The sequence below is a fragment of the Achromobacter sp. MUI-25009338 genome (assembly GCF_057359325.1).
The window spans coordinates 4,129,221-4,156,138 of record NZ_CM170627.1; the positions used below are offsets into that span (position 1 = coordinate 4,129,221).

At 67.1% G+C, this 26,918-nt stretch carries 23 protein-coding genes; 8 read left to right on the forward strand and 15 right to left on the reverse strand.

Annotation, left to right across the window (positions count from 1 at the left end; all coding sequences use genetic code 11):
- Nucleotides 1-143: 143 nt before the first annotated feature.
- From AC1IQ6_RS19595 to gcvA, 3 genes are all read right to left on the reverse strand, one after another.
- Nucleotides 144-962 (reverse strand): sulfite exporter TauE/SafE family protein, encoded by an 819-nt coding sequence (locus AC1IQ6_RS19595; protein WP_102774720.1) that lies wholly within the window; start codon nt 960-962, stop codon nt 144-146.
- An 87-nt stretch (nt 963-1,049) separates the two neighbouring features.
- Nucleotides 1,050-2,168 carry a tRNA 2-thiouridine(34) synthase MnmA gene (mnmA, locus tag AC1IQ6_RS19600; protein WP_102774721.1) on the reverse strand — a complete coding sequence of 373 codons (1,119 nt, stop codon included), beginning with the start codon at nt 2,166-2,168 and terminating at the stop codon, nt 1,050-1,052.
- Nucleotides 2,169-2,175: 7 nt separating this feature from the next.
- Nucleotides 2,176-3,102 carry a transcriptional regulator GcvA gene (gene gcvA / locus AC1IQ6_RS19605; RefSeq protein ID WP_102774722.1) on the reverse strand — a complete coding sequence of 309 codons (927 nt, stop codon included), beginning with the start codon at nt 3,100-3,102 and terminating at the stop codon, nt 2,176-2,178.
- Nucleotides 3,103-3,256: 154 nt separating this feature from the next.
- Here gcvA and AC1IQ6_RS19610 point away from each other — a divergent pair, with 154 nt between their 5' ends.
- The 5 genes from AC1IQ6_RS19610 (at nt 3,257) to AC1IQ6_RS19630 (ending at nt 8,259) form a co-directional block, all read left to right on the forward strand.
- Entirely contained in the window at nt 3,257-4,246 is a 990-nt protein-coding gene (locus AC1IQ6_RS19610; RefSeq protein WP_102774723.1) for a Bug family tripartite tricarboxylate transporter substrate binding protein, read from the forward strand.
- Nucleotides 4,247-4,315: 69 nt separating this feature from the next.
- Nucleotides 4,316-5,191 (forward strand): N-formylglutamate amidohydrolase, encoded by an 876-nt coding sequence (locus AC1IQ6_RS19615; RefSeq protein WP_102774724.1) that lies wholly within the window; start codon nt 4,316-4,318, stop codon nt 5,189-5,191.
- A 193-nt stretch (nt 5,192-5,384) separates the two neighbouring features.
- Nucleotides 5,385-6,503 (forward strand): Re/Si-specific NAD(P)(+) transhydrogenase subunit alpha, encoded by a 1,119-nt coding sequence (locus tag AC1IQ6_RS19620; RefSeq protein WP_209166441.1) that lies wholly within the window; start codon nt 5,385-5,387, stop codon nt 6,501-6,503.
- 2 nt (nt 6,504-6,505) lie between these two features.
- Nucleotides 6,506-6,823 (forward strand): NAD(P) transhydrogenase subunit alpha part 2, encoded by a 318-nt coding sequence (locus AC1IQ6_RS19625; RefSeq protein WP_062684020.1) that lies wholly within the window; start codon nt 6,506-6,508, stop codon nt 6,821-6,823.
- Nucleotides 6,820-8,259 (forward strand): NAD(P)(+) transhydrogenase (Re/Si-specific) subunit beta, encoded by a 1,440-nt coding sequence (locus tag AC1IQ6_RS19630; protein ID WP_102774727.1) that lies wholly within the window; start codon nt 6,820-6,822, stop codon nt 8,257-8,259. Before AC1IQ6_RS19625 ends, AC1IQ6_RS19630 begins: the two co-directional genes overlap by 4 nt.
- 25 nt (nt 8,260-8,284) lie before the next feature.
- On the opposite strand, the gene glcF is transcribed toward AC1IQ6_RS19630, so the two are convergent.
- The 7 genes from glcF to tldD form a co-directional block, all read right to left on the reverse strand.
- Nucleotides 8,285-9,526 (reverse strand): glycolate oxidase subunit GlcF, encoded by a 1,242-nt coding sequence (glcF, locus tag AC1IQ6_RS19635; RefSeq protein ID WP_102774728.1) that lies wholly within the window; start codon nt 9,524-9,526, stop codon nt 8,285-8,287.
- A 6-nt stretch (nt 9,527-9,532) separates the two neighbouring features.
- On the reverse strand, nt 9,533-10,639 hold the full coding sequence (gene glcE, locus AC1IQ6_RS19640) for a glycolate oxidase subunit GlcE (RefSeq protein ID WP_111827028.1): 1,107 nt from the start codon (nt 10,637-10,639) through the stop codon (nt 9,533-9,535).
- 12 nt (nt 10,640-10,651) lie between these two features.
- Nucleotides 10,652-12,151 (reverse strand): FAD-linked oxidase C-terminal domain-containing protein, encoded by a 1,500-nt coding sequence (locus AC1IQ6_RS19645; RefSeq protein WP_102774730.1) that lies wholly within the window; start codon nt 12,149-12,151, stop codon nt 10,652-10,654.
- Between the two features lie 120 nt (nt 12,152-12,271).
- Entirely contained in the window at nt 12,272-13,687 is a 1,416-nt protein-coding gene (locus AC1IQ6_RS19650; protein ID WP_485865195.1) for an FAD-binding oxidoreductase, read from the reverse strand.
- A gap of 103 nt (nt 13,688-13,790) precedes the next feature.
- Complete coding sequence (gene aroG / locus AC1IQ6_RS19655) at nt 13,791-14,864, reverse strand: 3-deoxy-7-phosphoheptulonate synthase AroG (RefSeq protein ID WP_102774732.1); 1,074 nt, start codon at nt 14,862-14,864, stop codon at nt 13,791-13,793.
- Nucleotides 14,816-15,121, reverse strand: coding sequence for a hypothetical protein (locus AC1IQ6_RS19660; protein ID WP_485866605.1), 306 nt, complete (start codon nt 15,119-15,121; stop codon nt 14,816-14,818). Before AC1IQ6_RS19660 ends, aroG begins: the two co-directional genes overlap by 49 nt.
- 37 nt (nt 15,122-15,158) lie before the next feature.
- Nucleotides 15,159-16,619: a metalloprotease TldD gene (gene tldD, locus AC1IQ6_RS19665; protein WP_102774733.1), complete on the reverse strand. Its 1,461-nt coding sequence runs from the start codon at nt 16,617-16,619 to the stop codon at nt 15,159-15,161.
- A gap of 572 nt (nt 16,620-17,191) precedes the next feature.
- On the opposite strand from tldD, the gene AC1IQ6_RS19670 reads away from it, so the two are divergent.
- The gene (locus AC1IQ6_RS19670) at nt 17,192-17,572 is read left to right on the forward strand and encodes an H-NS histone family protein (protein ID WP_102774734.1); all 381 of its coding nucleotides are present in this window, start codon (nt 17,192-17,194) and stop codon (nt 17,570-17,572) included.
- Between the two features lie 75 nt (nt 17,573-17,647).
- On the opposite strand, the gene AC1IQ6_RS19675 is transcribed toward AC1IQ6_RS19670, so the two are convergent.
- Nucleotides 17,648-18,289 carry a DUF4136 domain-containing protein gene (locus AC1IQ6_RS19675; protein ID WP_111827027.1) on the reverse strand — a complete coding sequence of 214 codons (642 nt, stop codon included), beginning with the start codon at nt 18,287-18,289 and terminating at the stop codon, nt 17,648-17,650.
- Between the two features lie 147 nt (nt 18,290-18,436).
- Here AC1IQ6_RS19675 and pepN point away from each other — a divergent pair, with 147 nt between their 5' ends.
- The gene (pepN, locus tag AC1IQ6_RS19680; RefSeq protein ID WP_485865196.1) at nt 18,437-21,142 is read left to right on the forward strand and encodes an aminopeptidase N; all 2,706 of its coding nucleotides are present in this window, start codon (nt 18,437-18,439) and stop codon (nt 21,140-21,142) included.
- A 10-nt stretch (nt 21,143-21,152) separates the two neighbouring features.
- The gene (locus tag AC1IQ6_RS19685; RefSeq protein ID WP_102774737.1) at nt 21,153-22,172 is read left to right on the forward strand and encodes a class 1 fructose-bisphosphatase; all 1,020 of its coding nucleotides are present in this window, start codon (nt 21,153-21,155) and stop codon (nt 22,170-22,172) included.
- Between the two features lie 74 nt (nt 22,173-22,246).
- On the opposite strand, the gene AC1IQ6_RS19690 is transcribed toward AC1IQ6_RS19685, so the two are convergent.
- The 4 genes from AC1IQ6_RS19690 to alaC form a co-directional block, all read right to left on the reverse strand.
- Nucleotides 22,247-22,468 carry a YgdI/YgdR family lipoprotein gene (locus AC1IQ6_RS19690; RefSeq protein ID WP_102774738.1) on the reverse strand — a complete coding sequence of 74 codons (222 nt, stop codon included), beginning with the start codon at nt 22,466-22,468 and terminating at the stop codon, nt 22,247-22,249.
- 214 nt (nt 22,469-22,682) lie between these two features.
- Nucleotides 22,683-24,092, reverse strand: coding sequence for a threonine synthase (thrC, locus tag AC1IQ6_RS19695; RefSeq protein WP_102774739.1), 1,410 nt, complete (start codon nt 24,090-24,092; stop codon nt 22,683-22,685).
- The gene (locus tag AC1IQ6_RS19700; protein WP_102774740.1) at nt 24,089-25,393 is read right to left on the reverse strand and encodes a homoserine dehydrogenase; all 1,305 of its coding nucleotides are present in this window, start codon (nt 25,391-25,393) and stop codon (nt 24,089-24,091) included. The genes thrC and AC1IQ6_RS19700 overlap by 4 nt, the downstream gene beginning before the upstream one ends.
- A gap of 161 nt (nt 25,394-25,554) precedes the next feature.
- Nucleotides 25,555-26,739: an alanine transaminase gene (gene alaC / locus AC1IQ6_RS19705; RefSeq protein WP_102774946.1), complete on the reverse strand. Its 1,185-nt coding sequence runs from the start codon at nt 26,737-26,739 to the stop codon at nt 25,555-25,557.
- Nucleotides 26,740-26,918: the final 179 nt, after the last annotated feature.

Genomic DNA, 26,918 nt, shown 5'->3' on the forward strand with positions numbered 1-26,918 from the left:
CCCCCCCGAGGCGCTACCGCGCCTCCCCCCCAGGGGGGCGCGGCTGCGGACCGGCGGAGCCGGATCCGCGCCGCCCCGCTCTTCATGCTTCGTGGCTGCCACGTGAGAGGGGCGCGCGCCGTGCTTCTTCTTCCGTTCCGGCGCTAGGCGCTGAAGGTCTGCCAGGCCTTGAAGAGCATGTAGGCGGCCAGGGCGAACAGCAGGGCGGCGAATACGCGCTTCAGGGTCTGGACGGGCAGGCGGTGCGCCATGCGCGCGCCCAGGGGGGCCGTGAGCACGCTGGTGCAGACCAGGGCCAGCAGCGCGGGCCAGTAGATGTAGCCCAGCATGCCGGGGCGCGAGGCGCCTTCATTCAGGCCGGACACGACGTAGCCCACGCTGTTGGCCAGCGCTATCGGGAAGCCGAGCGCGGCCGAGGTCGAGACGGCGTTGTGCAGGGCCACGTTGCACCAGACCATGAACGGCACCGACAGGAAGCCGCCGCCCGCGCCCACCAGGCCTGACAGAAAGCCGATGCCGGCCCCGGCCGCGCTGGTGCCGACCACGCCCGGCATCTGGCGGCTGGGCTTGGGCTTTTTATTGCGCAGCATGCTCCAGCCGGAGTAGCCGACGAACAGCGCGAAGAACAGCGACAGCCACAGGGTGCTGAGCGCGGCGAACACGGCGCCGCCCGACAGCAGGCCGCCGATGATGATGCCGGGCGCCATGGCCCAGACGATGTTCCATTTGATCGTTTTGCGCTGCTGGTGGGCGCGCACGCTGGATATCGACGTGAACAGGATGGAGGTCATGGACGTGGCGATCGCCGCGTGCACCACCAGGTCGGCGGGCATGCCCTTCCAGGTGAACAGCATGGTCAGGAACGGCACCAGCAGCATGCCGCCGCCGATGCCCAGCAGGCCCGCGGCAAAGCCCACCACCGCACCGAGCGCCAGCAGGCAAATCAACATCGTTACATCCACAACGGTCTCCTCTTTTTCTTGGTCATGAACAAGGCCCCTGGAGCTTCAGCCCCAGGGGCCCTCGAAACTGGCGTTCCGGCGCGACGCCTACACGATGATGCCGCCGCCCAGGCAAACCTCGCCATCGTAAAGCACGGCGGACTGCCCGGGCGTCACCGCCCATTGCGGCTCGGTGAAATCGAGCGCGAAAGTATCCTGCGCCGCGGCGTCCAGCCGGCAGGCCGCGTCGGCCTGGCGGTAGCGCGTCTTGGCGCCGTAGGCGCCCGCTTGCGGCGCACGGCCGGCGATCCAGCTGGCGTCCTGCGCCCGCAGCCCTTGCGAGAGCAGCCAGGGATGGTCGTGCCCCTGCACCACGTAGAGCACGTTGCGCTCCAGGTCCTTGCGCGCCACGTACCAGGCCTCGGCGGTGCCGTCCTCGCGCTGGCGGCCTTTCACGCCGCCCACGCCCAGGCCCTTGCGCTGGCCCAGCGTATAGAACGACAGGCCCTCGTGGCGGCCCACCGTCTGCCCTTCCGGCGTCTTGATGGGGCCGGGTTCGGTGGGCAGGTAGCGGTTCAGGAACTCCCGGAACGGCCGCTCGCCGATGAAGCAGATGCCGGTGGAATCCTTTTTGGCGGCGTTGTGCAGCCCGATCTCGTGGGCGATGCGGCGCACCTCGGTCTTGTGGATCTCGCCCAGCGGAAACAGGGTGCGCGACAGCTGCGCCTGGTTCAGGCGGTGCAGGAAGTAGCTCTGGTCCTTGGAGCCGTCCAGCGCCTTGAGCAGCTGGAATTCGGTGCCGCCGCCCTGCGCCGGCACTTCGCGCACGCGCGCGTAATGGCCGGTGGCGATGCGCTCGGCGCCCAGCGCCATGGCGTGGTCGAGAAACGCCTTGAACTTGATCTCGGCGTTGCACAGCACGTCGGGATTAGGCGTGCGGCCCGCGGAGTATTCGCGCAGGAACTCCGCGAACACGCGGTCCTTGTATTCGGCGGCGAAATTGACGAATTCGAATTCCACGCCGACCCGGTCGGCGACGCTGGCTGCGTCCAGCAGGTCCTGGCGCGTGGAGCAGTATTCGGAATCGTCATCGTCTTCCCAGTTCTTCATGAACAGGCCGACGACCTCGTAGCCCTGCTGCTTGAGCAGCCAGGCGGTGACCGAAGAGTCGACTCCGCCGGACATACCGACGACGACGCGGCCCTTCTTGGTGTGTGTTTGACTCATGATGACGCTATTTTAGATCGGACTGGGCCGCGTCCTCGGGCTGCGGCTCGGCGGCGCGCGAGACCTCCATCAGCCAGGTGCGGAAGGCCTGCAGCGTGGGCAGGTTGGCCTTCTGTTCCGGATAGCACAGGTAGTAGCCCATGCGCGCCCGGATGGGCAGCTGGATGGCCACGGCCAGCTTGCCGTCGCGCAGTTCGTCCTCGATCAGGCAGCGCGGGATCAGGGCCACGCCGAAGCCGGCCGCCGCGGCCTGCGACAACAGCGCGTACTGGTCGAAGCGCGCCCCCTCCAGGCTGCGGCGGGTGTCGCAGCCGGCCTGCTCGAACCAGTCGCGCCAGCCGTCCAGCGCCGAGGTGTGATGCAGAAGCGGGTACGCCAGCAGGTCCGCCGGCGAGCTACAGCCGCCCGGGATCAGGCGCGGGCTGCACACCGGCAGGATTTCGCGGCCGACGATGTAGTCGGCCCCACTGCCCGGCCACAGGCCTTCGCCGAAGCGCACGGCGGCGTCCAGCTCGGGCGTGGAAAAATCGTAGCCCTGGCGGTGCGGCAGGAATTCCACGTGGATGTCCGGCCGCAGGCGCATGAAGGCGGTCAGGCGCGGGATCAGCCAGCGCGCGCCGAAGGTCGGCATACAGGTCAGGTTGAGCGTGCCGCCCTGCCCCTGGTGGGCGATCAGTTCGACGGTGGCCGCCTCGATCTGGCCCAGGCCGGCCTGGACCTTGGCCAGATAGCTGCGCCCAGCCTCGGTCAGGACCAGGCCTTGCCTGATCCGCAGGAATAGTTCGACCCCGACGAATTCCTCCAGGTGCTTGACCTGCTTACTGACCGCGCCCTGCGTGACGCACAGCTCCTGGGCCGCGCGCGTGAAGCTGCTGTGCCGCGCGGCCACCTCGAACGCCTGGAGGTCGGTCAAAGAGGGACAGAAACGCCGCATTGCTTTCGCTTCCCCGGCTGCCGCCAAAATGAGGTATGAAAAAAAGTCATAGCTTACGGAGAAACTTTCGTTTGCGCAAACGGGGCTGGCGGGAAAGAATCGTTGCGTTTGCGTCTGCCTTTGCGCATCCGCTTTCCATTCAATAGGGGAATCCATGCAACGCCGTAAAGTTGTCCTGGGCCTGTGCGTCGCCGCCGCGACCCTGGCCACGCCGCTCGCCTCGGGTATCGCGCACGCAGAAGACGCGTATCCGTCCAAGCCCATCCGCCTGATCGTTCCGTTCCCGCCCGGAGGCACGACCGACATCGTCGGCCGCCTGTTCGCCGACAAGCTGAGCAAGGAACTGGGCCAGACCGTGGTGGTCGAAAACCGCGGCGGCGCCGGCGGTTCGATCGGCAGCGCCTTCGTCGCCAGCAGCGCGCCCGACGGCTACGTCCTGGGCATCGCCACCGTCAGCACGCACGGCATCAACCCGGCCATCTACCCGAACCTGCCGTTCGACGGCGAGAAGGACTTCACGCCCATCTCGAACCTGGCCGCCGTGCCGAACATCATGACCGTCAACCCCAAGGTTGCGGCCAAGAACATCGCCGACCTGATCAAGCTGGCCAAGAGCGAACCGGGCAAGCTGACCTACGCGTCGGCCGGCAACGGCTCGGTCTCGCACATGATGGGCGAGCTGTTCAAGATGTCCTCGGGCACCAACCTGATGCACGTGCCGTACCGCGGCGTGGGTCCGGCGCTGAACGACGCGCTGGCCGGCCAGGTCGACGTCATGTATGACAACCTGCCCTCGTCGCTGCCGCACGTGCAGTCGGGCCGCCTGGTCGCCATGGCCGTGGCCGCGCCCAAGCGCGTCGCCGCCCTGCCCGACGTGCCGACCTTCGCCGAAGCCGGTCTGCCCGCCGTGAACGACGCCTCCTGGTTCGGCCTGGTGGCCCCGGCCAAGCTGCCGGCGCCGGTCCTGGCCAAGCTCAACGCCGCGGTCCAGAAGGTCAGCGCCGAAGCCGACGTCAAGTCGCGCCTGGAAGCGCTGGGCGCCGCGCCCGCGGCCAACACCCCGGCTGAATTCAGTGCGCAGATCGCGGCGGAAATCGCCAAGAACAAGCGCATCGCCAAAGAAGCCAACGTGAAGATCGACTGATCGATCTTCGGCCTGCCGCCCCCGCCGCGGGGCGCGCAGGCCTCCGATAGACGAACGCACCCCCCCCATATGCGAATCACCCAACCCCTGTCTTACCGGCTCGACCTTCCGCAGCAATATCCGGACTCGGACTCCTCGGCCCCGCTCGTGCTGGACTCCCCGCACAGCGGCACCGCCTACCCTCCCGATTTCGCCGCCGCGGTGGACTATGGCGCACTGCGCACCGCCGAGGACACCTGGGTTGACGACCTGTGGGGCGACGCCATCGACATGGGCGTGCCCATGATCGCGGCCGCTTTCCCGCGCGCCTACATCGACGCCAACCGCGCGCCCGACGAGATCGACGAACTGCTGCTGGACCAGCCCTGGCCCGACGCGCTGAACGCCTCGCCCAAGGTCAAGCTGGGCAAGGGCCTGATCTGGCGCATGCTCGACGACGGCACGCCGCTGTACGACCGCAAGCTGACGGTCGCCGAAGTCCGCCACCGCATCGACGCCTGCTGGAAGCCCTACCACGAGGCCCTGGCCCGCGTGCTGGACGACGCCCACCGCAGGTTCGGCAAGGTCTGGCACATCAACTGCCACTCCATGCCCAGCGTGGCCGGCGCCTTCGCCACCGACCGCCCCGGCCTGGTGCACCCGGACTTCGTGCTGGGCGACCGCGACGGCAGCACCAGCGACCCGGCCTTCCGCGAATTCGTCGCGGCCTGGCTGCGCGAACGCGGCTACGACGTCAGCGTGAACGATCCCTACAAGGGCGTGGAGTTGGTGCGCGCCTTCGGCCGTCCCGACGAAGGACGCCACAGCCTGCAGATCGAAATCAACCGCAAGCTCTACATGGACGAGGTCACTCTGCGCCCGTCCGAGAACTATGCCCGCCTCAAAGCCGACCTGCGCGACCTCACCGCCGCGCTGATCGCATGGACTCGCGCGCAAACGGCTTGACGCCGGACGTTTGCGCGCAGTGGCGGCCGGCGGGGCGACCCGTCCGGCCGCAAACCGGGTTGCAAAACCCCTGCCCCATGGTTCGCCATGGGGCTTTTTTTCGGCCGCGCGGCCGCCCCCTCCTTTACGGAGGGGCGCGTACGTACCCCCATTCCGTGTATAACTACGGCGAACCTTCTGAGGAGAGGCGTAGATGCACATCGGGATACCAAAAGAAACCCGAGACGGGGAAACCCGTGTCGCAGCAACACCAGAGACCGTCAAGAAGTACGTAGGCGGCAAGCACACCGTCGTCGTGGAGCGCGGGGCCGGCAGCGCCGCCCGCTATCCGGATGACGCCTATGAAGCCGCCGGCGCCACGCTGGGCACCGCCCAGGATGCGCTGGGCGCCGGACTCGTCATGAAGGTTCGCGCGCCGGACGCCGCCGAACTGGCGCACATGAAAGCGGGCACGGTCGTGGTCGGCATGCTCGACCCCTTCGACGCCGAAGGCCTGCAGCGGATGGCGGCGGCCGGACTGGTCGGATTCGCCCTGGAAGCCGCGCCGCGCATCACGCGCGCGCAAAGCCTGGACGTGCTGTCCTCGCAGGCCAACCTCGCCGGCTACAAGGCCGTGCTGCTGGCCGCGCACCACTACGGCCGCCTGATTCCCATGATGATGACCGCCGCGGGCACGCTCAAGGCCGCCCGCGTCGTGGTGCTGGGCACCGGCGTGGCCGGCCTGCAGGCCATCGCCACCGCCAAGCGGCTGGGCGCCGTGGTCGAGGCCTCGGACGTGCGGCCCGCGGCGCGCGAACAGGTGGAGTCCCTGGGCGCCAAGTTCATCGACGTGCCCTTCGAGACCGACGAGGAACGCGAGATCGCGCAGGGCACGGGCGGCTACGCCCGCCCCATGCCGCCGGCATGGATGGCGCGCCAGGCCGTGCTGGTGGCCGAGCGCTGCAAGCAGGCGGACATCGTCATCACGACCGCGCTGATTCCCGGCCGCCCCGCGCCCACGCTGGTCTCGGCCGAAACCATCGCGGCCATGAAGCCCGGCTCGGTGCTGGTGGACCTGGCCGTCGAGCGCGGCGGCAACTGCCCGCTGTCCGAAAAAGGGCAGATCGTGGAAAAGCATGGCGTGACCCTCATCGGGCTGACCAACCTGCCCGGCCTGGTGGCGACCGACGCGTCGGCGCTGTACGCCCGCAACATCCTGGATTTCCTGAAACTCATCACCGATGCCGAAGGCGCGCTGGCGATCCGGCGCGACGACGAGATCGTGGCGGCCTGCCTGGTGTGCGAAGGCGGCAACGTGACGCGGAGGACCTGAACATGGAAGCGATCAACCCCACCCTGATGAACCTCATCATCTTCGTGCTCGCCGTCTATGTCGGCTACCACGTGGTCTGGAACGTCACCCCTGCCCTGCACACGCCGCTGATGGCCGTGACCAACGCCATTTCCGCCATCATCATCGTCGGCGCCATGCTGGCCGCGGCGCTGACCGAAGGCGGGCTGGCGCGCGGCATGGGCGTGTTCGCCGTGGCGCTGGCCGCGGTCAACGTGTTCGGCGGCTTCCTCGTCACCCGGCGCATGCTGGAGATGTTCAAGAAGAAGGACAAGAAGCCGGGCAAGGAGGGCGCGCAATGATCTCGCTGAACCTGGTCACGCTGCTGTACCTGGTGGCTTCCGTCTGCTTCATCCAAGCGCTCAAGGGCCTGTCGCATCCCACCACCTCGCGCCTGGGCAACGTGTTCGGCATGGCCGGCATGGCCATCGCCGTGCTCACCACGGCCGCGCTCATCATCGGCCTAGCGCGCGACGGCGGCGCCACCATCGGGCTGGGATGGGTGGTGCTGGGCCTGCTGGTCGGCGGCTCCATCGGCACCCTGATGGCCAAGCGCGTCGAAATGACCAAGATGCCCGAGCTGGTCGCCTTCATGCACAGCATGATCGGCCTGGCCGCGGTGGCCATCGCCGTGGCCGTGGTGGCCGAGCCGCATGCCTTCGGCATCGCGCCGGCCGGCATGCCCATTCCCACCGGCAACCGCTTCGAGCTCTTCATCGGCACCTTCGTGGGCGCGATCACCTTCTCGGGCTCGGTCATCGCCTTCGGCAAGCTGTCGGGCAAGTACAAGTTCCGGCTGTTCCAGGGCGCGCCGGTGGTGTTCGCCGGCCAGCACCTGCTGAACCTGGCGCTGGCGCTGCTGATGCTGGCCTGCGGCATCTGGTTCATGCTGACGCAGGAATGGACGCCCTTCGTCATCATGACCGCCATCGCCTTCGTGCTGGGCGTGCTCATCATCATCCCGATCGGCGGCGCCGACATGCCGGTGGTGGTGTCCATGCTGAACAGCTACTCGGGCTGGGCCGCGGCCGGCATCGGCTTCTCGCTGAACAATCCGATGCTGATCATCGCCGGCTCGCTGGTGGGCTCGTCGGGCGCCATCCTGTCCTACATCATGTGCAAGGCGATGAACCGCTCGTTCTTCAACGTGATCCTGGGCGGCTTCGGCGGCCAGGCCGGCGGCGGCGCGGCGGCCGGCGAGGCCCAGCAGCGCAGCGTCAAGTCGGGCAGCCCGGACGACGCCGCCTTCCTGATGACCAACGCCGAGAGCGTGACCATCGTGCCCGGCTACGGCCTGGCGGTGGCGCGCGCGCAGCACGCGCTGAAGGAACTGGCGGAAAAGCTCACCGAGCGCGGCGTGACCGTGAAGTACGCCATCCACCCGGTGGCCGGACGCATGCCGGGCCACATGAACGTGCTGCTGGCCGAGGCCGAGGTGCCGTACGACCAGGTCTTCGAAATGGAAGACATCAACAGCGAGTTCGGCCAGACCGACGTGGTGCTGGTGCTGGGCGCCAACGACGTGGTCAACCCGGCGGCCAAGAACGATCCCAAGTCGCCCATCGCCGGCATGCCCATCCTGGAAGCCTACAAGGCGCGCACCGTGATCGTGAACAAGCGCTCGATGGCCTCCGGCTACGCCGGCCTGGACAACGAGCTGTTCTACATGGACCGCACCATGATGGTCTTCGGCGACGCGAAGAAGGTGCTGGAAGACATGGTCAAGGCGGTGGAGTAAACCGCCTGCGCGGGCGCCGCCGGTCTCAGGCCGGCGCGCCCGCCTGGCGGCGCAGCTGTTCGTCCACCACCTCGACCCAGTGCCGCACCGGCGTGTCGGTGCCGCTTTGCAGGTGGCCGATGCAGCCGATGTTGGCCGACAGGATCACGTCCGGGCCGCCGGCCGCAATCGCGCCCAGCTTGCGGTCGCGCAGCGCCAGCGCGATCTCCGGATTGAGCACCGAGTAGGCCCCCGCCGAGCCGCAGCACAGGTGCTTGTCGGCGAACGGCAGCAATTCGAAACCCAGATCGGCAAGCAATTGCTCGGACAGCGGCCGCAGGCCCTGCCAGTGCTGCAGCGTGCATGGCGGATGGAACGCCGCGCGCGTGCCCGCCGGCAGGCGCGCGCGCAGCTGCGCGGCGTGCGGCGCCACGATCTCGGCCACGTCCTTGACCAGCGCCACGATGTCGGCGGCCTTTTGCGCATAGGCCGGATCGTGCCGCAGATGATGGGCGTATTCCTTCACCATCGCGCCGCAGCCCGAGGCGTTCATGACGATGGCCTCGGCCTTGCCGTCCTGCACCAGCGGCCACCAGGCGTCGATGTTGGCGCGCATCTGCGCCAGCGCGGCTTCCTGCGCGTCCAGGTGGAAACTGGCCGCGCCGCAACAGCCGGCGCCCGGCGCGATGCGCGCGCCGATGCCCACGGCGTCCAGCACCCGGATGGTGGCCGCGTCTATGGTCGGCATCATGGCGGGCTGCACACAGCCGGCCAGCATCAGCACCTGGCGCGCGTGCCCGGCCACCTGCGGCAGCGCGCCCGCGGCACGGCGCTCCGGCACCTTGCGCCGGATCGATTCGGGCAGCAGCCCGCGCACGGCCTGTCCCAGCCGCATCGCGGGGCCGAACAAGGGCGACATCATGGCCTTGCGCAGCACGGTGCGCTTGGTCCTGTCGCCCCAGGAGCGCGGCACGCGTTCCTCGACGATCTTGCGGCCGATGTCCACCAGGTGCCCGTACTCCACGCCCGAGGGGCAGGTGGTTTCGCAATTGCGGCAGGTCAGGCAGCGGTCCAGATGCTGCTGCGTGGACTGCGTGGGCTCGGCGCCTTCGAGCACCTGCTTGATCAGGTAGATGCGGCCGCGCGGGCTGTCGAGCTCGTCGCCCAGCACCTGATAGGTCGGGCAGGTCGCCGTGCAGAAGCCGCAATGGACGCAACGCCGCAGGATGGCGTCGGCCTCGTTGCCCAGATCGGTGTCGCGGGCCCAGGATGCCAGCTTGGTTTGCATGATGCCTTATAGCTCCAGGACCAGGCGGCCGGGGTTGAACAAGCCGGCCGGATCGAGCTCTTGTTTGAGCCGGCGCGTGATCGCCGCGATTCCCGGCGCCAGCGGATGGAAGACGCCGTCGGCCGGCGGCTTGGCGTGACCGGCGCGAAACAGCGTCGCATGGCCGCCCAGCCGGGCCGCGGTTTCGCGCAACATGGCCGCGTCGTGCGCGCCGGACAGCCAGCGCTGGCCCCCGCCCCACTCGATCAGGGTCGGCCCCAACCCGAGCGCGGCGGCCGTGGGCGGCAGCGCCAGGCGCCACAACGGCTGGCCCGGCGCGAAAAACGGATGCGTCTGCTCGCGCAGCGACTGCCACCAGCCCGCCGCCGCGTCGGGCGCCATCGGCTCGCCGCCGATCTGCTGGCGCGCGCTGGCGATCGCCGGCGGCGCGCCGGACAGGCGCACGCGCATCGCGCCTTCGGCCTGGTCGTCGTCGCCGCTCCAGCTGGTGGCCGAGATCGGCAGGGGCTTGCCGCGCCACAGCGCGAAACTGGACAGCGCCTGCGCCTGCGTGGCCGGCAGCACCAGCGTGAGTTCTTCCATCGGCCGCGGCGCGACCTTCAGCGACACTTCCAGTATCGCGCCGAAGATGCCGTGCGAGCCGGCCAGCAGGCGCGACACGTCGTAGCCCGCCACGTTCTTCATGACCTCGCCGCCGAACGACAGGATGCGCCCTTCCGAATCCAGCAGCTGCGTGCCCAGCACGAAATCCTTCAGCGCGCCGGCGCTCATGCGGCGCGGCCCCGACAGGCCCGCCGCCACGCAGCCGCCCACCGTGGCCGACGGCGAATAATGCGGCGGCTCGAACGCCAGCATCTGCCCGTGCTCGGCCAGCGCGGCTTCCAGTTCCGCAAGCGGCGTGCCCGCGCGCACGGTCACGACCAATTCAGAGGGGTGATAGCTGACGATGCCGCGATAAGGCGTCATATCCAGCAGGCAATGCCCGTCCTGCGGCGTCACCGGACGGTAGTTGCCATAGAACGCCTTGCTGCCGCCGCCCATCACGAACAAAGGCTTGTGGCCGGCGCGGGCCGTCATGACCTGGTCGCACAATTCCGACAGGACGAAATCCATAGGGGATGCGTCCTAGAAACGGGCGAGATCGGGGAAGCGCAATTCGCCCGCATGGACGTGCATCTTGCCGTATTCGGCGCAGCGGGCCAGCGTGGGGATGACTTTTTCGGGATTGAGCAGGCAAGGCGGATCGAAAGCCCGCTTCACCGCCAGGAAGGCGTCGAGTTCTTCGCGAGAGAATTGCACGCACATTTGATTTATCTTCTCCATTCCCACCCCGTGCTCTCCGGTCACGGTTCCTCCTACCTGCACGCACAGCTCCAGTATGGCGGCGCCGAATTTCTCGGCGCGCTCCACTTCGTCCGGCTTGTTCGAATCGAACAGGATCAACGGATGCAGATTGCCGTCTCCCGCGTGAAATACGTTGGCGCAGCGCAGCCCGAACTCGTCTTCCATCTGTTCGATGGCGCCCAGCACGCGCGCCAGATGGCGGCGCGGTATCGTGCCGTCCATGCAGTAATAGTCGGGCGACACGCGCCCGGCGGCCGGAAACGCGTTCTTGCGCCCGGCCCAGAACTTGAGGCGTTCGGCCTCGGACGTCGACACCTGGCAGCGCGTGGAGCCGGCAAGGCGGAACACCGTTTCCATGCGCTCGATCTCGTGCGCCACCTCTTCGGGCGTACCGTCGGACTCGCACAGCAGGATGGCCTGCGCGTCCAGGTCGTAGCCGGCGCGCACGAAGGGCTCGACCATGTGCGTGGCGCGCCGGTCCATCATCTCCAGGCCGGCGGGTATCATGCCCGCGGCAATGACCTGGGTGACCGCGTTGCCGGCCGCCTCGACGCTGGAAAAACTGGCCATCACGACCTGCGCGCAGGCCGGCTTGGGAATCAGCTTGACGGTGACCTCGGTGACCACGCCCAGCATGCCTTCGGAGCCGATGAAGACCGACAGCAGATCCAGGCCGGGCGCGTCCGGCGCCTCCGAGCCCAGCTCCACGATGTCGCCGTCTATGGTCACCACGCGCACGCGCAGCACGTTGTGCACGGTCAGGCCGTACTTCAGGCAGTGCACGCCGCCCGAGTTCTCGGCCACGTTGCCGCCGATGGAGCAGGCGATCTGGCTGGACGGATCGGGCGCGTAGTACAGCCCATACGGCGCAGCCGCTTCCGAGATGGCGAGGTTGCGCACGCCGGGCTGGACCACGGCGGTCGCGCTGGCCAGGTCGATGTGCTTGATGCGGTTGAACTTGGACAGCCCCAGCAGCACGCCGCGGCTGTGCGGCATGGCGCCGCCGGACAGGCCGGTGCCGGCGCCGCGCGCCACCAGCGGCGCGTTCAGGCGCTTGCAGATGCGCATGACCGCCTGCACCTGCTCCTCGGTTTCGGGCAGGGCCACGACCGCCGGCAGCGCGCGATAAAGGGATAGGCCGTCGCACTCGTAAGGGCGGGTGTCCTCTTCGCGGAACAACACGCAGTGCGCGGGCAACGCCGCCGACAGGGCCTCGATGAGCTGCTGCAAAGAGTAAGGCGCCTGCACTTGTGCCAGGCCGGTTTCGACCAATGAATTCATGAGCGCAACAATAGCGCGAGCGCCGGCCATAAGCAGGCCGGGATTTACCCGCATCCGGCGGTCTTCCGCGGGCTCAGAAGTAACCAGCCGTAAAGGCGCGACCGCCGGAACTGCGTTTCCTCAGCCCTGCCAGGAAACGATTTTGCCCGGGTTCAGGATGTTGTTCGGGTCGAACGCATGCTTGAGGCTGCGCATCAGCGCCAGCGCGTCTTCGCCATGCTCCTCGGCCATGAACTGCATCTTGTGCAGGCCCACGCCATGCTCGCCGGTGCAGGTGCCGTCGGCGGCGATCGCGCGGCGCACCAGGTTGTGGTTGATGGCCTCGGACTCCTGCCATTCTTCGGCGCTGTCGGCGTCCAGCAGCATCAGCACGTGGAAGTTGCCGTCGCCGACGTGGCCCACGATGGTGTACGGGAAGCTGGCGCGGTCCAGTTCCTCGACGGTGTCGCGCACGCAATCGGCCAGGCGCGAAATCGGCACGCAGACGTCGGTGGTGCTGGCGCGGCAGCCGGGACGCAGCTGCAGGCCGGCGAAATAGGCGTTGTGGCGCGCGGTCCAGAGGCGGCTGCGGTCTTCGGGACGCTCGGCCCATTCGAAGTCCATGCCGCCGTGCTCGGCGGTGATGGCCTGCACGGTCTCGGCCTGCTCCTGCACGCCGGCCGGACTGCCGTGGAACTCGAACACCAGCAGCGGGGTTTCGCGCAGGCTCAGCTTGCTGTGCAGGTTGACGGCGCGCACGCTGGCCGCGTCCATGAATTCGACGCGGGCGACCGGCACGCCCATCTGGATGATCTCGATCACGCTCTGCACGGCGGCGTCCAGCGTGGGGAAGTTGCAGACCGCGGCGGACACCGCCTCGGGCTGCGGATACAGGCGCACCGTGACTTCGGTGATGATGCCCAGCGTGCCTTCGCTGCCGACGAAGATGCGCGTCAGGTCGTAGCCGGCCGAGGACTTGCGGGCGCGCCCGGCCGTGCGCACGATGCGCCCGTCGGCCGTCACCACGGTCAGCGACATGACGTTCTCGCGCATGGTGCCGTAGCGCACGGCGTTGGTGCCGGAGGCGCGCGTGGCGGCCATGCCGCCCAGGCTGGCGTCGGCGCCGGGGTCGATCGGGAAGAACAGGCCGGTGTCGCGGATCTCTTCGTTGAGCTGCTTGCGCAGCACGCCGGCCTGCACCGTGGCGGTCAGGTCTTCGGCGTTGACCGCCAGCACCTTGTTCATCTGCGACAGGTCGAGGCAGACGCCGCCCTGGATCGCCAGGATGTGGCCTTCCAGCGAGGAGCCGGCGCCATACGGAATCAGCGGCACGCGGTGCTCGTTGCACAGCCTGGCGACCTCGGCCACTTCCTCGGTGGTGTGCGCGAACACCACCGCATCCGGCGGCATGGCCGCATAAGGGGATTCGTCGCGGCCGTGGTGCTCGCGCACCGCGGCGGACTCGGAGAAGCGATCGCCGAAGCGCGCGCGCAGGGCGTCCAGACAGGCGGGCGGCACCGGACGGCGCAATGTTTCAGCGGGCAGGGAAGCGTTCATGGTCAGCGTGGATTCGGGTTCGATAATCCGAATATTCTACGCCGCCGCGCGTGCTGCGCTGCACACCGCCGCTGGCGGGCGGCGCGCGGCGCGGGTTGCGTATTTACTTGCCCGAGGTCAGCGCGACGCGGCGGCGTTCACGCACGGCATGGGCCAGGCGTTCGAGCACCGCGACCGAGGCGTCCCAGTCGATGCAGCCGTCGGTGATGCTCTGGCCGTAGACCAGCGGCGTGCCCGGCACCATGTCCTGGCGTCCGCCCAGCAGATGGCTTTCCACCATCACGCCCACCAGGCGCGCATCGCCCGCTTCCATCTGGCGCGCCACGTCTTCGATGACGAGCGGCTGGTTCTCGGGCTTCTTGCTGCTGTTGGCGTGGCTGGCGTCGACCATCACGCGCTGCGCCAGGCCGGCCTTGGCCATGTCCGCGCAGGCCGCGTCCACGCTTTGCGCGTCGTAGTTCGGCGTCTTGCCGCCGCGCAGGATGACGTGGCAGTCCTCGTTGCCGGCGGTCGACACGATGGCCGAATGCCCGCCCTTGGTCACCGACAGGAAGTGATGCGGCTGCGACGCGGCCTTGATGGCGTCGACCGCGATCTTCACATTGCCGTCCGTGCCGTTCTTGAATCCCACCGGACACGACAGTCCGGAAGCCAGTTCGCGGTGCACCTGGCTTTCCGTCGTGCGCGCCCCGATCGCCCCCCAGGAGACCAGATCCGCGATGTACTGCGGCGTAATCATGTCCAGGAACTCGCAGCCCGCCGGCAGCCCCAGGCTGTTGATGTCCAGCAGCAGTTCGCGCGCCACGCGCACGCCCTTGTTGATGTCGAAGCTGCCGTCCAGGTCGGGATCGTTGATCAGGCCCTTCCAGCCCACCGTCGTGCGCGGCTTCTCGAAATACACCCGCATCACGATTTCCAGGTCGGCGCTCAGGCGGTCGCGGACCGGTTTCAGGCGTTTCGCATACTCGATGGCCGCGCGCGTATCGTGAATCGAGCAGGGACCGATCACGACGATCATGCGGTCGTCCATGCCGTGCAGGATGCGGTGCATCGCCTGGCGGGCGGCGAACACGGTGTCCGACGCCTCCTTGGTGCAGGCGAACTCACGCATGACGTGCGCGGGCGGGTTCAGCTCTTTGATTTCTCGAATGCGAAGGTCATCGGTATTGTGTGACACGGTACTGCTCCTGGGTTGCCCGCCGCGGGGAAGGTTCCCGAGGCTCCCGGAGACTCCTCCGGGGGTTCCTCAACCGGCGGCGCAAAAAAAGCCGCCAGTTCGCTGGCGGCTTTTTTGGGGGGATTCTTTCCAAACTTCAGATTGAGCGCGTCCCTTCCTCCGCCAGCGGCTTCAGAAAACCATAAAAGTAAAAGTAAAAAGCGGGGGACGCGAATTTCATGGGGAATGACTCTAGCACAGATTTTTTCGTGCGTCACGCGGGTTTTCGCCGGATGCTTGCACCCGTCCGCACCGTCAAGCGGTGCCGCCTACGGTCAAACCCTCCATGCGCACCGTCGGCATGCCGACGCCGACCGGCACGCTCTGGCCGTCCTTGCCGCAGGTGCCCACGCCGGAGTCCAGCTGCAGGTCGTTGCCGATCATGGTGACGCGGTTCATGGCGTCCGGGCCGTTGCCGATGAGGGTGGCGCCCTTGACCGGGTAGGTCACCTTGCCGTTTTCGATCATGTAGGCCTCGGAGGCCGAGAACACGAACTTGCCGTTGGTGATGTCGACCTGGCCGCCGCCGAAATTGACCGCGTACAGGCCGCGCTTGACCGAGGAGATGATTTCCTCGGCCGGCTTGTCGCCGGCCAGCATGTAGGTGTTGGTCATGCGCGGCATCGGCAGGTGGGCGAAGGATTCGCGGCGGCCGTTGCCGGTGGCGGCGGTTTTCATGAGGCGCGCGTTGAGCGTGTCCTGCATGTAGCCGCGCAGAATGCCGTCTTCGATCAGCACGTTGCGCTGGGTGGCGTTGCCCTCGTCGTCGATGTTGAGCGAGCCACGGCGGTCCGGGATCGTGCCGTCGTCGACCACCGTCACGCCCTTGGAAGCCACGCGCTCGCCGATGCGGCCCGAGAACACGCTGGAGCCCTTGCGGTTGAAGTCGCCTTCCAGGCCGTGGCCGACCGCCTCGTGCAGCAGGATGCCGGGCCAGCCCGAACCCAGCACCACGGTCATTTCGCCGGCCGGCGCCGGTCGCGCCTCGAGGTTGACCAGGGCTTCGTGCACGGCGCGCTCGACGTAGCCCTGCAGCATGTCGTCGGTGAAATAAGCCAGGCCCAGGCGCCCGCCGCCGCCGGCATGGCCCATTTCGCGGCGGCCGTTGCGCTCGGCGATCACGGTCAGGGACAGGCGCACCAGCGGGCGCACGTCGGCGGCCAGGCGGCCGTCGCTGCCGGCCACCAGCACCACGTCGTATTCGGCGCCCAGGCCGGCCATGACCTGGATCACGTGCGGGTCGCGCGCACGCGCCATGCGCTCGACGCGTTCGAGCAGGGCGACTTTCTCGGGCGCGCTGAGCGAGGCCACGGGGTCGATGTCGGAATACAGGCTGCGGCCGGTTTCGGCTTCGACCTGGGCCGCCACTTTCACCTTGCCCGCGCCGCGCCGCGCGATGCCGCGCACGGCCTGCGCCGACGACAGCAGCGCTTCGGGCGAGAGCGAATCGGAATAGGCGAAAGCGGTTTTCTCGCCGCTCACGGCGCGCACGCCGACGCCCTGGCTGATCGAGAAACTGCCGGTCTTGACGATGCCCTCTTCCAGGCTCCAGCCTTCGCTGCGCGTGTATTGGAAATACAGGTCGGCGTAGTCGACCTTGTGGGTGAAGATTTCACCCAGCGCACGCGCCATATCGGCCTCGGTCAGCCCCCAGGGGTCGAGCAGCAGCGATTTGGCGGTGGCGAGGGAAGCAATGGCGGGATCGATGATTTTCATGGGACTCTGTTCAGGGACGGCGGCGTGGAGACGCGCGCCTGCAATGGCGCTCAAGACCGTATCGTACCGCCGACTCGGCCCCGGCGTCGCGGCCGCCGCAAGGATTATCCGCCCATCCCATATGGGGGCGGGACATTAACTATCAAGTTAAGCAAATTTGTGGGTTTGGATGGATTACGCCAGCTCATCGTACAACTTGACATGAAAATGAAATCGCCGTGCGCGACGCCATTATGCCCGGCGCGCGCCCCAGCGGATTCACCCTCGCCGGCGATTAAACGGTAACTATCATGACAAGTCATCTGACTACTTGTGCAAATATGTGGCGTCATTCAGTGTCCACGTAGTGGAACTCCATATGTTTCAAGTTGTCCCATATCTGCGAATATTCATTCCCGCCGGCGTCCGCCGCGGCGATATGGATAAGTTTAAAGATCGCCCGACCCTTTTGATACAAAGTAATTAGTCCTAAAACAAGGAAATCAGGACGCAATTTATGTATTATGCGAGGCACAACAATTACACATAACTTCGCCGGCGATTAAAAGCAGTTCCATAATCAGGAATAAACCATGGCCCGAGAAACCTACGCAGCACTGCAAGCAAAGATCGAAAAAGAGATCAACAAGCTCCAGAAGAAGGCTGAAATCCTCCAAACCAAACGTCGCAAGCCCGTGATCAACTCGATCATCACCTCGATGCGCGAGTACGACATCACGCCCGAGGAGATCATTGCAGCCTATGGCGCCGCCAAGCCCGGCCGCGCCGCCGGCGGCCGCCGCAAGGCTGGCGCCGCTGCGCGCCCCGCCACCGCCGCCAAGCGCGCCGTCGCGCCCAAGTACCGCCATCCGCAAACCGGCGAAACCTGGAGCGGCCGCGGCAAGGCGCCGCGCTGGCTGGCCGCCGAAGAAGCCGCCGGCGCCACCCGCGATAGTTTTCTTATCAAAGAATAAAACCTATCCGGCAGTAAGAAATAAAATCGGCGCACCATTATGGTGCGCCGATTTTATTTATGCTCGGAGCGCGACTCATTGCGTGGGAAATTTGATCTCGCGCTCGGCGCCATTATTTCCAGGGAAATTATCAAATATTGCACGCACCAGATACGGCATGGTGCGCGTGAAATCGTCGCGCTCGCTCAATATGTATGCGGTCGAACGGTATACCTCGGCGCCGCCGCGCTGGGTATCGTAGATCTGCAGCGTGAGCGAATTGCGCTGGACCACCATCGGCACGTCCACCCAGTCGGGACCCCAGAAGCCCGGGCCCCAGGGGCCGGGGCCGTAGAAACCGCCGTAGCCGCCATAGCCGTAGCCGCCGTAGAAATACGGGTCATACGCACGCCGCACCATTACCTGGGTCTGCGTGGTTCCGTAACGGAACGAGACATCGAAACGGCTCTTGGCGCCGTGCTGCGCCTCGACCAGGCCGGTTGCGCCGATGCCGGCGCGCACCATGTCCTGGTACGACTGATATTCGAGATTATTGTTTTGCGAGGCATCGGCCGGCACGAAGCGGTAGGTCTGCCCTTCCACGCCCGCGGGCCATTGTTGAAATGACGTCACCCGCGCCGATACCGTGGGAGCGGCGCAGCCCGTCAACGCAAGCGCCCCCGCCACGGCGAGCACGCCGGCCCAGCGGCCCGCATTGAACATGGATGACTTGGACATTCTGCTACTCCTTCCGCACGGCGGCGCCATTTACTGCGGTTTGACCGGTCCGCACCTGAAAAGTTTACGGTAATCCATAAGGTTCAGGCGGCCCGGCGGGTCCAGCCACTACAATAGGGCCCTCGTTCATAACAGGACTGAAATCCCATGCGCACCGACACGCCCGTAACCGTTTATCGCAAGGATTACCAGCCCTACCCCTACGATATTCCCGAAGTCGCGCTCGCCTTCGACCTCGCGCCCGACGCGACCGAAGTGCGCTGCGCCATGCAGGTGCGCCGCAAGCCCGACGCCGGCGCCGACGCGGCGCTGGTCCTCGACGGCGAAGAGCTGGAACTCGTCTCGGTAGCGGTGGATGGCGCGGCGTTGCCGGCCGAACGCTACCGCCTTTCCGAGCGCCGCCTCGAACTGCTGGGGCTGCCTGCCAGCGCCACGGTGGAAATCGTCAGCCGCTGCAAGCCTTCGGCCAATTCCACGCTGATGGGCCTGTACGTGTCCGGCGGCAATTTCTTCACGCAGTGCGAGGCCGAGGGATTCCGCCGCATCACCTGGTTCGCCGACCGGCCCGACGTGATGTCGCGCTACCGCGTCACCCTGCGCGCCCTGCCCGATTATCCGGTGCTGCTGTCCAACGGCAACCTGGTCGCCTCGCGCCAGCTGCCCGACGGGCGCAACGAAGTCGAATGGGAAGACCCGTTCCCCAAGCCCTGCTATCTGTTCGCCCTGGTGGCCGGCAAGCTCACGCATCGCGAAACCACGGTCAAGACCGCCAGCGGCCGCGACGTGCTGCTGCAGGTCTACAGCGATCCCGGCTCCGAGACCAAGACCGAATGGGCGCTGGACTCGCTGGTGCGCGCGCTGCGCTGGGACGAAAACCGTTTCGGCCTGGAGCTGGACCTGGACCGCTTCATGGTCGTGGCCGTCCATGATTTCAATATGGGCGCGATGGAAAACAAGGGCTTGAACATTTTCAACGCCGCCTACGTGCTGGCCGACGCCGACACCGCCACCGACGCCAATTACGAAGGCATCGAATCCGTCATCGGCCATGAATACTTCCACAACTGGACCGGCAACCGCGTGACCTGCCGCGACTGGTTCCAGCTGAGCCTGAAAGAAGGCCTGACCGTCTTCCGCGACCAGGAATTCAGCGCCGACATGATGGCCGACGGCATGGAGGCCGCGGCCGCCGCCAGCGCCCGCGCCGTCAAGCGCATCGACGACGTGGTGGCGCTGCGCGCCGCGCAGTTCCCGGAAGACGCCGGGCCCATGGCCCACCCGATCCGCCCGGAAAGCTACCAGGAGATCGGCAATTTCTACACCGCCACCGTGTACGAGAAAGGCGCCGAGGTCATCCGCATGCAGCACACGCTGCTGGGCGAGGCGGGCTTTCGCGCCGGCATGGACGAATACTTCCGCCGCCACGACGGCCAGGCCGTGACCTGCGACGACTTCGTCGCCGCGATGGAGTCCGTGTACGTGCGCCAGCACCCGGGGCGCGACCTGTCCGTATTCCGCCGCTGGTATCGCCAGGCCGGCACGCCGCGCGTGACGGTCAAGCTCGACCACGACGCCGCCGCGCGCCGCTGCACCGTGACGCTGACCCAGGCCTGCCCGCCGGTAGGCGTCGAGAAGAAAGCCGGCGCCGACTACGTCAAGGCGCCCTTCCACATTCCGTTCGCCATCGGCCTGCTGGACCGCCAGGGCCGCGCCCTGCCGCTGCGCCACGAAGGCAACACCACCGAAACCGCCCTGCTGGAACTGACCGAGCAAAGCCAGCAATGGGTCTTCGAGGACATCGCCGAACGTCCGGTGCCGTCGCTGCTGCGCGACTTCTCGGCCCCGGTGATCGTGGAATACGGCTGGACCAACGAAGAGCTGGCCCTGCTGTCGGCGCATGACGGCAATCCGTTCGCGCGCTGGGAAGCGGGCCAGGAGTTCGCCACGCGCCAGATCCTGGCCCTGGCCGAGGCCCGCCAGGCCGGCCGCACGCTGCAGGCCGACCCGGCCTTCATCGACACCTGGCGCGCGCTGCTGACCGATCCGGCGCTCGACGCCGCCTACCGCGCCCGCGCCCTGGCGCTGCCCTCGGAAAAGACGCTGGCCGAACGCATGCGCCAGGTAGACCCGCCGGCCCTGGCCGTGGCCCGCGACTTCCTGCGCGCCGAACTGGGCCGCCAGCTGGCCGCCGAATTCCGGCAGGCCTTCGAGGCCAACCAGACGCCGGGCGAGTACAGCCCGGCCCCGGTCCCGGCCGGGCGGCGCGCGCTGAAGAATCTGGCGCTCAGCCACCTCATGGCCGCCGGCGAGACCGATGCCCAGCGCCTGGCCGAACAGCTCTATGGCCAGGCCGGCAACATGACCGACAGCATGGCGGCGCTGTCGGCCCTGATCAATTTCGGCCAGGGCGAGTTTCCGCAGCAGGCGCTGGCCGCCTTCTACGACAAATGGCGCGACAACCCGCTGGTGGTGGACAAATGGTTCGCGCTGCAGGCCAGCGCGCGTTCGACTACCGTGCAGACGGCGCGCGAGCTGATGCAGCATCCCGCGTTCACGCTGCGCAACCCGAACCGCGCCCGCGCGCTGATTTTCCAGTTCTGCCTGAACAACGCCCGCGGCATGCACCATCCGGACGGTTCGGGCTACGCGTTCTGGGCCGAGCAGGTGCTGGCGCTGGACGCGCTCAACCCGGAGATCGCCGCCCGGCTGGCCCGCGCGCTGGACAACTGGTCGCGCTTCGTGCCCGCCCTGCGCGCGCCCATGCAGGCCGCGCTGCAGCGCGTGCGGGCGCATGAGGGCCTGTCGCGCAACGTGCAGGAAATCGTATCGAAGGCGTTAGAATTCGCCGCATAGGGAGATTCTTTTGAAACGTAAAACACTGACCCAATACCTGGTGGAGCAGCAACGCTCCGCCCAAGCCCTGGCGCCGGAAGTGCGGCTGCTCATCGAAGTCGTGGCGCGCGCCTGCAAGGCCATCAGCCATGCCGTCAGCAAGGGCGCGCTCGGCGGCGTGCTCGGCAGCCTGGAAAGCGAGAACGTCCAGGGCGAAGTGCAGAAGAAGCTGGACGTGCTGTCCAACGAAATCCTGCTCGAAGCCAATGAATGGGGCGGCCACCTCGCGGCCATGGCCTCGGAGGAAATGGAAACCATCCATCTGATCCCGAACCGCTATCCCAAGGGCGAATACCTGCTGCTGTTCGATCCGCTGGACGGCTCGTCGAACATCGACGTCAACGTTTCCATCGGCACCATCTTCTCGGTGCTGCACGCCCCCCACAACGTCTCCGGCGCGCCGGTGTGCGAGCAGGATTTCCTGCAGCCCGGCAACAAGCAGGTCGTGGCGGGCTACGCGGTGTACGGCCCCCAGACCATGCTGGTGCTGACCATCGGCAACGGCGTGGTGGGCTTTACGCTGGACCGCGAAATGGGCTCGTGGGTGCTGACCCACGAGGACATCCGCGTGCCCGAGGACACCAAGGAATTCGCCATCAACATGTCCAACATGCGCCACTGGGCTCCCCCGGTCAAGCGCTACATCGACGACTGTCTGGCCGGTTCCACCGGCCCGCTGGGCAAGGACTACAACATGCGCTGGATCGCCTCGATGGTGGCCGACGTGCATCGCATCCTGACCCGCGGCGGCATCTTCATGTACCCCTGGGACGCGCGCGAGCCGGGCAAGGCCGGCAAGCTGCGCCTGATGTACGAAGCCAACCCGATGAGCTTCCTGGTCGAACAGGCCGGCGGCGCGGCGATCAACGGCGTGCAGCGCATCATGGACATCCAGCCCGAAAAGCTGCACCAGCGCGTCAGCGTGATCCTGGGTTCGAAGAACGAAGTCGAGCGCGTGGGCCGCTACCACGCCGAGGACGCGGCGGGCTGATTCCCGCCCCCCCATGACAAAGCCCCGGCCTGTCACCAGGCCGGGGCTTTGTCTTTACCGCGGACGGCGGAAGGTCACTTCACCTGTTCGATCGACTTCACGTCATCCTTGTTGATCTGGACCTTCTTGCCGTCCTTGTCGTATTCGTACATGCCGGTATCTTTGTCGTAGCTGGGCTCGTCGGGGGTCACGGTCGAGCTGCCGTCCCGCTGCTGAATGACCGAGGGAGACGAGCATCCGGCCAATACTCCAAATCCGCTCACAGCCAGGGCCAGCGTCATGGTCTTCAGATTCATGGGCGTGTTCTCCGAGTATGAATGTGGATTTACTGTATCTGACGCCCCGGCCGCATACGTGACGGGTTGTGGTCCAAATGCATGAGAAAGTAATCCACCCGGCCCCGATTTCATTTCCCGCTGCGCCCTGGGCGATCGCCGCCGCGCAAACGAAAAACCCCTCGCCGGCCGGGCCAGCGAGGGGTTGCACACTCACACAAGCGGCAAGCGGCCTTTACACCTTGGCGTGGGCCTCGATATAGCGGCGCACCTCGGCCGGGTCGCAGTCCATGACGGCCACGCGCTGCGGCAGCGATTCCAGGTCGGCCAGATTGCCCGGCGGCGTGGCCGGGCGGCCCAGCGCCGCTTCGATGGTTTCCGAGAACTTCGCCGGCAGCGCGGTTTCCAGCACGAGCATGGGCACGCCCGGCTCGACGAAGTCGCGCGCGACCTTGACGCCGTCGGCCGTGTGCGGATCGACCAGCACGCCGGTGGCGTCGTAGACCGAGCGGATCGTGGCCAGCCGGTCCTCGTGGGTGCTGGCGCCCGACACGAAGCCATAGCGCGACTCGAACTGCGGCAGCAGGTCGGAGAGGTCGAACGAGCCGTCGCGCGCCAGCGCCTGCCACAAGGCCTGGACGCGGCCGGCGTCGCGGCCGACCAAGTCGAACACGAAGCGCTCGAAATTCGAGGCGCGCGAGATGTCCATCGAGGGGCTGGACGTGGCGTAGGTCTGTTCCGCGGGCCGCGGGCGGTACACGCCGGTGCGGAAGAACTCCTCCAGCACGTTGTTCTCGTTGGTGGCCAGCACCAGGCGGCGGATCGGCAGGCCCATGCCGCGCGCGATGTGGCCCGACAGGATGTTGCCGAAGTTGCCCGAGGGCACGGCGAACGAGACCTGCTGGCCAGGCTTATCAGAAGCGCGCAGCCAGCCGTGGAAGTAGTACACCACCTGGGCCGCGATGCGCGCCCAGTTGATGGAATTGACCGCGCCCAGGCGGTACTTGGTCTTGAACGCCAGGTCGCCGGCCAGCGACTTGACGATGTCCTGGGCCTCGTCGAACACGCCGCGCACCGCGATGTTGTGGATGTTCTCGTCCTGCAGCGAATACATCTGCGCGCGCTGGAAGGCGCTCATGCGGCCGTGCGGCGACAGCATGAACACCGCCACGCCGCGCTTGCCGCGCAGCGCGTACTCGGCCGCCGAGCCGGTGTCGCCCGACGTGGCGCCCACGATGTTCAGCGTGGTGCCGCGCTTGTCCAGCACGTATTCGAACACCTGGCCCAGGAACTGCATGGCCATGTCCTTGAAGGCCAGCGTCGGCCCTTCGGACAGGCCCAGCAGCGACAGGCCACCGTCGAGCGGGCGCAGCGGGACGATGTCTTCGCTGTTGAAGATCTCCTGCGTGTACGCGGCGCGGGTCAGGCGGCGCAGATCGTCGGCGGGAATGTCGGTGGCGAAGCGCGACAGCACTTCATACGCCAGGTCCGCGTACGACAGGCCGCGCCAGGATTCCAGCGTCTCGGCCGAAACCTGGGGCAACTGCTCGGGCACCGCCAGGCCGCCGTCGGGCGCCAGGCCTTCGAGCAGGATGTCGGAGAATTCCAGCGGCTTCATGCCGCCGCGGGTGGAGATGTATTTCATACGAGGTGTTCCACGCGCAGGCGCGTAACTTTGGAGCGCACGAACGGCAGCGCCTCGATGCGTTCGATCGCCTGGTTGACATTGCCTTCGACCGCTTCGTGCGTCAGGAAAATGATATCCGCGCCGCCGATGTGCGAGGGCTGCTGGATCATCGACCCGATCGAAATGGAGCGGTCGGCCAGGATGCGCGCGATGTCGGCCAGCACGCCGGGCTGGTCGTCCACGCGCAGGCGCAGGTAGTACGAAGTGCTGACCTGCTCGATGGGCAGGATCGGCGTGTCCGACATGGCGTCCGGCTGGAACGCCAGGTGCGGCACGCGGTTGCCGGGGTCGGCGGTGTGCAGGCGGGTCACGTCGACCAGGTCGGCCACGACCGCCGAGGCGGTGGGCTCTTCGCCCGCGCCCTGGCCGTAGTACAGCGTGGGGCCGACGGCGTCGCCCTTGACCAGCACGGCGTTCATGGCGCCCTCGACGTTGGCCAGCAGGCGCTCGGACGGCACCAGCGCCGGATGCACGCGCAGCTCGATGCCGTCGGGGCGGCGCTTGGTCACGCCCAGCAGCTTGATGCGGTAGCCCAGGCGCTCGGCATGCTCGATGTCCTCGGCGGCCAGCTGCGAGATGCCTTCGATGTAGGCGCGGTCGAACTGCACCGGCACGCCGAAGGCCAGCGAGGCCAGCAGCGTCAGCTTGTGCGCGGCGTCCACGCCTTCCACGTCGAAAGTGGGATCGGCCTCGGCGTAGCCCAGGCGCTGCGCCTCGGCCAGCACGTCGGCGAACGGCAGGCCGCGCGAGCGCATTTCCGACAGGATGAAATTGGTGGTGCCGTTGATGATGCCGGCCACCCACTGGATGCGGTTGGCGGTCAGGCCCTCGCGGATCGCCTTGATGATGGGAATGCCGCCGGCCACGGCGGCTTCGAACGTCACCATCACGCCGCGCTCGTGCGCCGCGGCGAAGATCTCGTTGCCATGCTTGGCCAGCAACGCCTTGTTGGCCGTCACCACGTGCTTGCCGTTGGCGATGGCTTCGAGCACCAGCTCGCGCGCCAGCGTGTCGCCGCCGATGAGTTCGACCACGATGTCGATTTCCGGATCGCGCACCAGCGCGTGCACGTCGGTATCGACCAGCAGCGCGTCGCCCACGCGCGTGCGCGCCTTGGCCACGTCGCGCACGGCGGCGCGCGTCACTTCGATCCGCCGGCCCGCGCGGCGCGCGATTTCTTCAGCGTTGCGCGACAGCACGGACCACGTGCCGCCACCCACCACGCCCAGGCCCAGCAGGCCGACTTTCATCGGATTCATCGCCGCGCCCTCAGCAGGCGGACGTTGAGGGGAATTCATCTTCAGTTCTCCATAATGCGGAACGGGTGCCCTCCGAGATCGGGATGCCGCGGATCCGGCTCCGCCGGTCCGCAGGCATGCCCCCTAGAGGGGGAAGCGCCGCAGGCGCTTCGGTGGTGGGCCTACAGCCCTCCGTCCTTGCGGAACATATCCTTGATGCCGCGCACCGCCTGGCGGGTGCGCTGCTCGTTTTCGATCAGGGCGAAGCGCACGTATTCGTCGCCGTACTCGCCGAAGCCGATCCCGGGGGACACGGCCACTTTCGCGTCCGACAGGACGCGCTTGGCGAATTCCAAAGAGCCCATCGCCCTGTAGGGTTCGGGGATTTGCGCCCAGATGTACATGGACGCCTTCGGAATCTCCACATTCCAACCTGCTTCATGCAAGCCGCGCGCGAGCACGTCGCGGCGGCTCTGGTACTGCGCCACGATCTCGTTCACGCAATCCTGCGGACCGTCCAGCGCGGCGATGGAAGCCACCTGGATCGGCGTGAACGTGCCGTAGTCGTGATAACTCTTGATGCGCGCCAGCGCATTGACCAGCTCGCGGTTGCCGACCATGTAGCCGATGCGCCAGCCGGCCATGTTGTAGCTCTTGCTCATCGTGAAGAACTCGACGGCGACGTCGCGCGCGCCGGGCACTTGCATGATGGACGGCGCCACGTAGCCGTCGAAGGTGATGTCGGCGTAGGCCAGGTCGTGCACGACCAGGATGTCGTGCTCCTTGGCCAGCGCGACCACGCGTTCGAAGAACGACAGGTCCACGCATTGCGCGGTCGGGTTGCTGGGAAAGCCCAGCACCATCATCTTGGGCTTCGGGATCGATTCGCGCACGGCGCGTTCCAGTTCCTCGAAGAAGTCCACGCCCGGCGTCATGCGCACGGAACGGATGTTGGCGCCGGCGATGACCGCGCCGTAGATGTGGATCGGGTAGCTGGGATTGGGCACCAGCACGGTGTCGCCGCGGTCCAGCGTGGCCAGCATCAGGTGGGCCAGGCCTTCCTTGGAGCCGATGGTGACGATGGCCTCGGAATCCGGATCGAACTCGACCGCGTAGCGGCGCTGGTACCAGTCACAGATGGCCTTGCGCAGGCGCGGGATGCCCTTGGACACCGAATAGCCGTGCGTGGTCGGGCGCGTGGTGGCCTCGACCATCTTGTCGACGATGTGCTTGGGGGTCGCGCCGTCCGGGTTGCCCATCGACATGTCGATGATGTCTTCGCCGCGCCTACGCGCCGCCATCTTGAGCTCGCCGGTAATGTTGAAAACGTACGGGGGCAGACGCTCGATGCGGGAGAACTTCCTCATGATGGGAATCCTTAGGGGCGGAAAAAGGGCAAAAAAACCAGGGCGCGGTCGCGCGTGGGGGAAAAGGGCCAGAATGCCGCGCCGCCCATGGAATTTGCAGCGCAGCAAAACCCTGTAATCTAGCGCAAGGAAGCGTAGGCGGCAAATTGGAAAAAAACGGGGCCGGCCCGAGGCGAAAC

Coding starts and splice junctions, on each gene's coding strand:
- glcF (WP_102774728.1), bottom strand. CDS start 9,526: ATGCAAACCAAGCTGGCATCCTGGGCCCGCGACACCGATCTGGGCAAC.
- pepN (WP_485865196.1), top strand. CDS start 18,437: ATGCGCACCGACACGCCCGTAACCGTTTATCGCAAGGATTACCAGCCC.
- tldD (WP_102774733.1), bottom strand. CDS start 16,619: ATGAAAATCATCGATCCCGCCATTGCTTCCCTCGCCACCGCCAAATCG.
- AC1IQ6_RS19625 (WP_062684020.1), top strand. CDS start 6,506: ATGGAAGCGATCAACCCCACCCTGATGAACCTCATCATCTTCGTGCTC.
- mnmA (WP_102774721.1), bottom strand. CDS start 2,168: ATGAGTCAAACACACACCAAGAAGGGCCGCGTCGTCGTCGGTATGTCC.
- AC1IQ6_RS19645 (WP_102774730.1), bottom strand. CDS start 12,151: ATGAATTCATTGGTCGAAACCGGCCTGGCACAAGTGCAGGCGCCTTAC.
- gcvA (WP_102774722.1), bottom strand. CDS start 3,102: ATGCGGCGTTTCTGTCCCTCTTTGACCGACCTCCAGGCGTTCGAGGTG.
- glcE (WP_111827028.1), bottom strand. CDS start 10,639: ATGGATTTCGTCCTGTCGGAATTGTGCGACCAGGTCATGACGGCCCGC.
- AC1IQ6_RS19675 (WP_111827027.1), bottom strand. CDS start 18,289: ATGTCCAAGTCATCCATGTTCAATGCGGGCCGCTGGGCCGGCGTGCTC.
- thrC (WP_102774739.1), bottom strand. CDS start 24,092: ATGAAATACATCTCCACCCGCGGCGGCATGAAGCCGCTGGAATTCTCC.
- alaC (WP_102774946.1), bottom strand. CDS start 26,739: ATGAGGAAGTTCTCCCGCATCGAGCGTCTGCCCCCGTACGTTTTCAAC.
- AC1IQ6_RS19700 (WP_102774740.1), bottom strand. CDS start 25,393: ATGAATCCGATGAAAGTCGGCCTGCTGGGCCTGGGCGTGGTGGGTGGC.
- AC1IQ6_RS19615 (WP_102774724.1), top strand. CDS start 4,316: ATGCGAATCACCCAACCCCTGTCTTACCGGCTCGACCTTCCGCAGCAA.
- AC1IQ6_RS19630 (WP_102774727.1), top strand. CDS start 6,820: ATGATCTCGCTGAACCTGGTCACGCTGCTGTACCTGGTGGCTTCCGTC.
- AC1IQ6_RS19610 (WP_102774723.1), top strand. CDS start 3,257: ATGCAACGCCGTAAAGTTGTCCTGGGCCTGTGCGTCGCCGCCGCGACC.
- AC1IQ6_RS19670 (WP_102774734.1), top strand. CDS start 17,192: ATGGCCCGAGAAACCTACGCAGCACTGCAAGCAAAGATCGAAAAAGAG.
- AC1IQ6_RS19620 (WP_209166441.1), top strand. CDS start 5,385: ATGCACATCGGGATACCAAAAGAAACCCGAGACGGGGAAACCCGTGTC.
- AC1IQ6_RS19650 (WP_485865195.1), bottom strand. CDS start 13,687: ATGAACGCTTCCCTGCCCGCTGAAACATTGCGCCGTCCGGTGCCGCCC.
- AC1IQ6_RS19690 (WP_102774738.1), bottom strand. CDS start 22,468: ATGAATCTGAAGACCATGACGCTGGCCCTGGCTGTGAGCGGATTTGGA.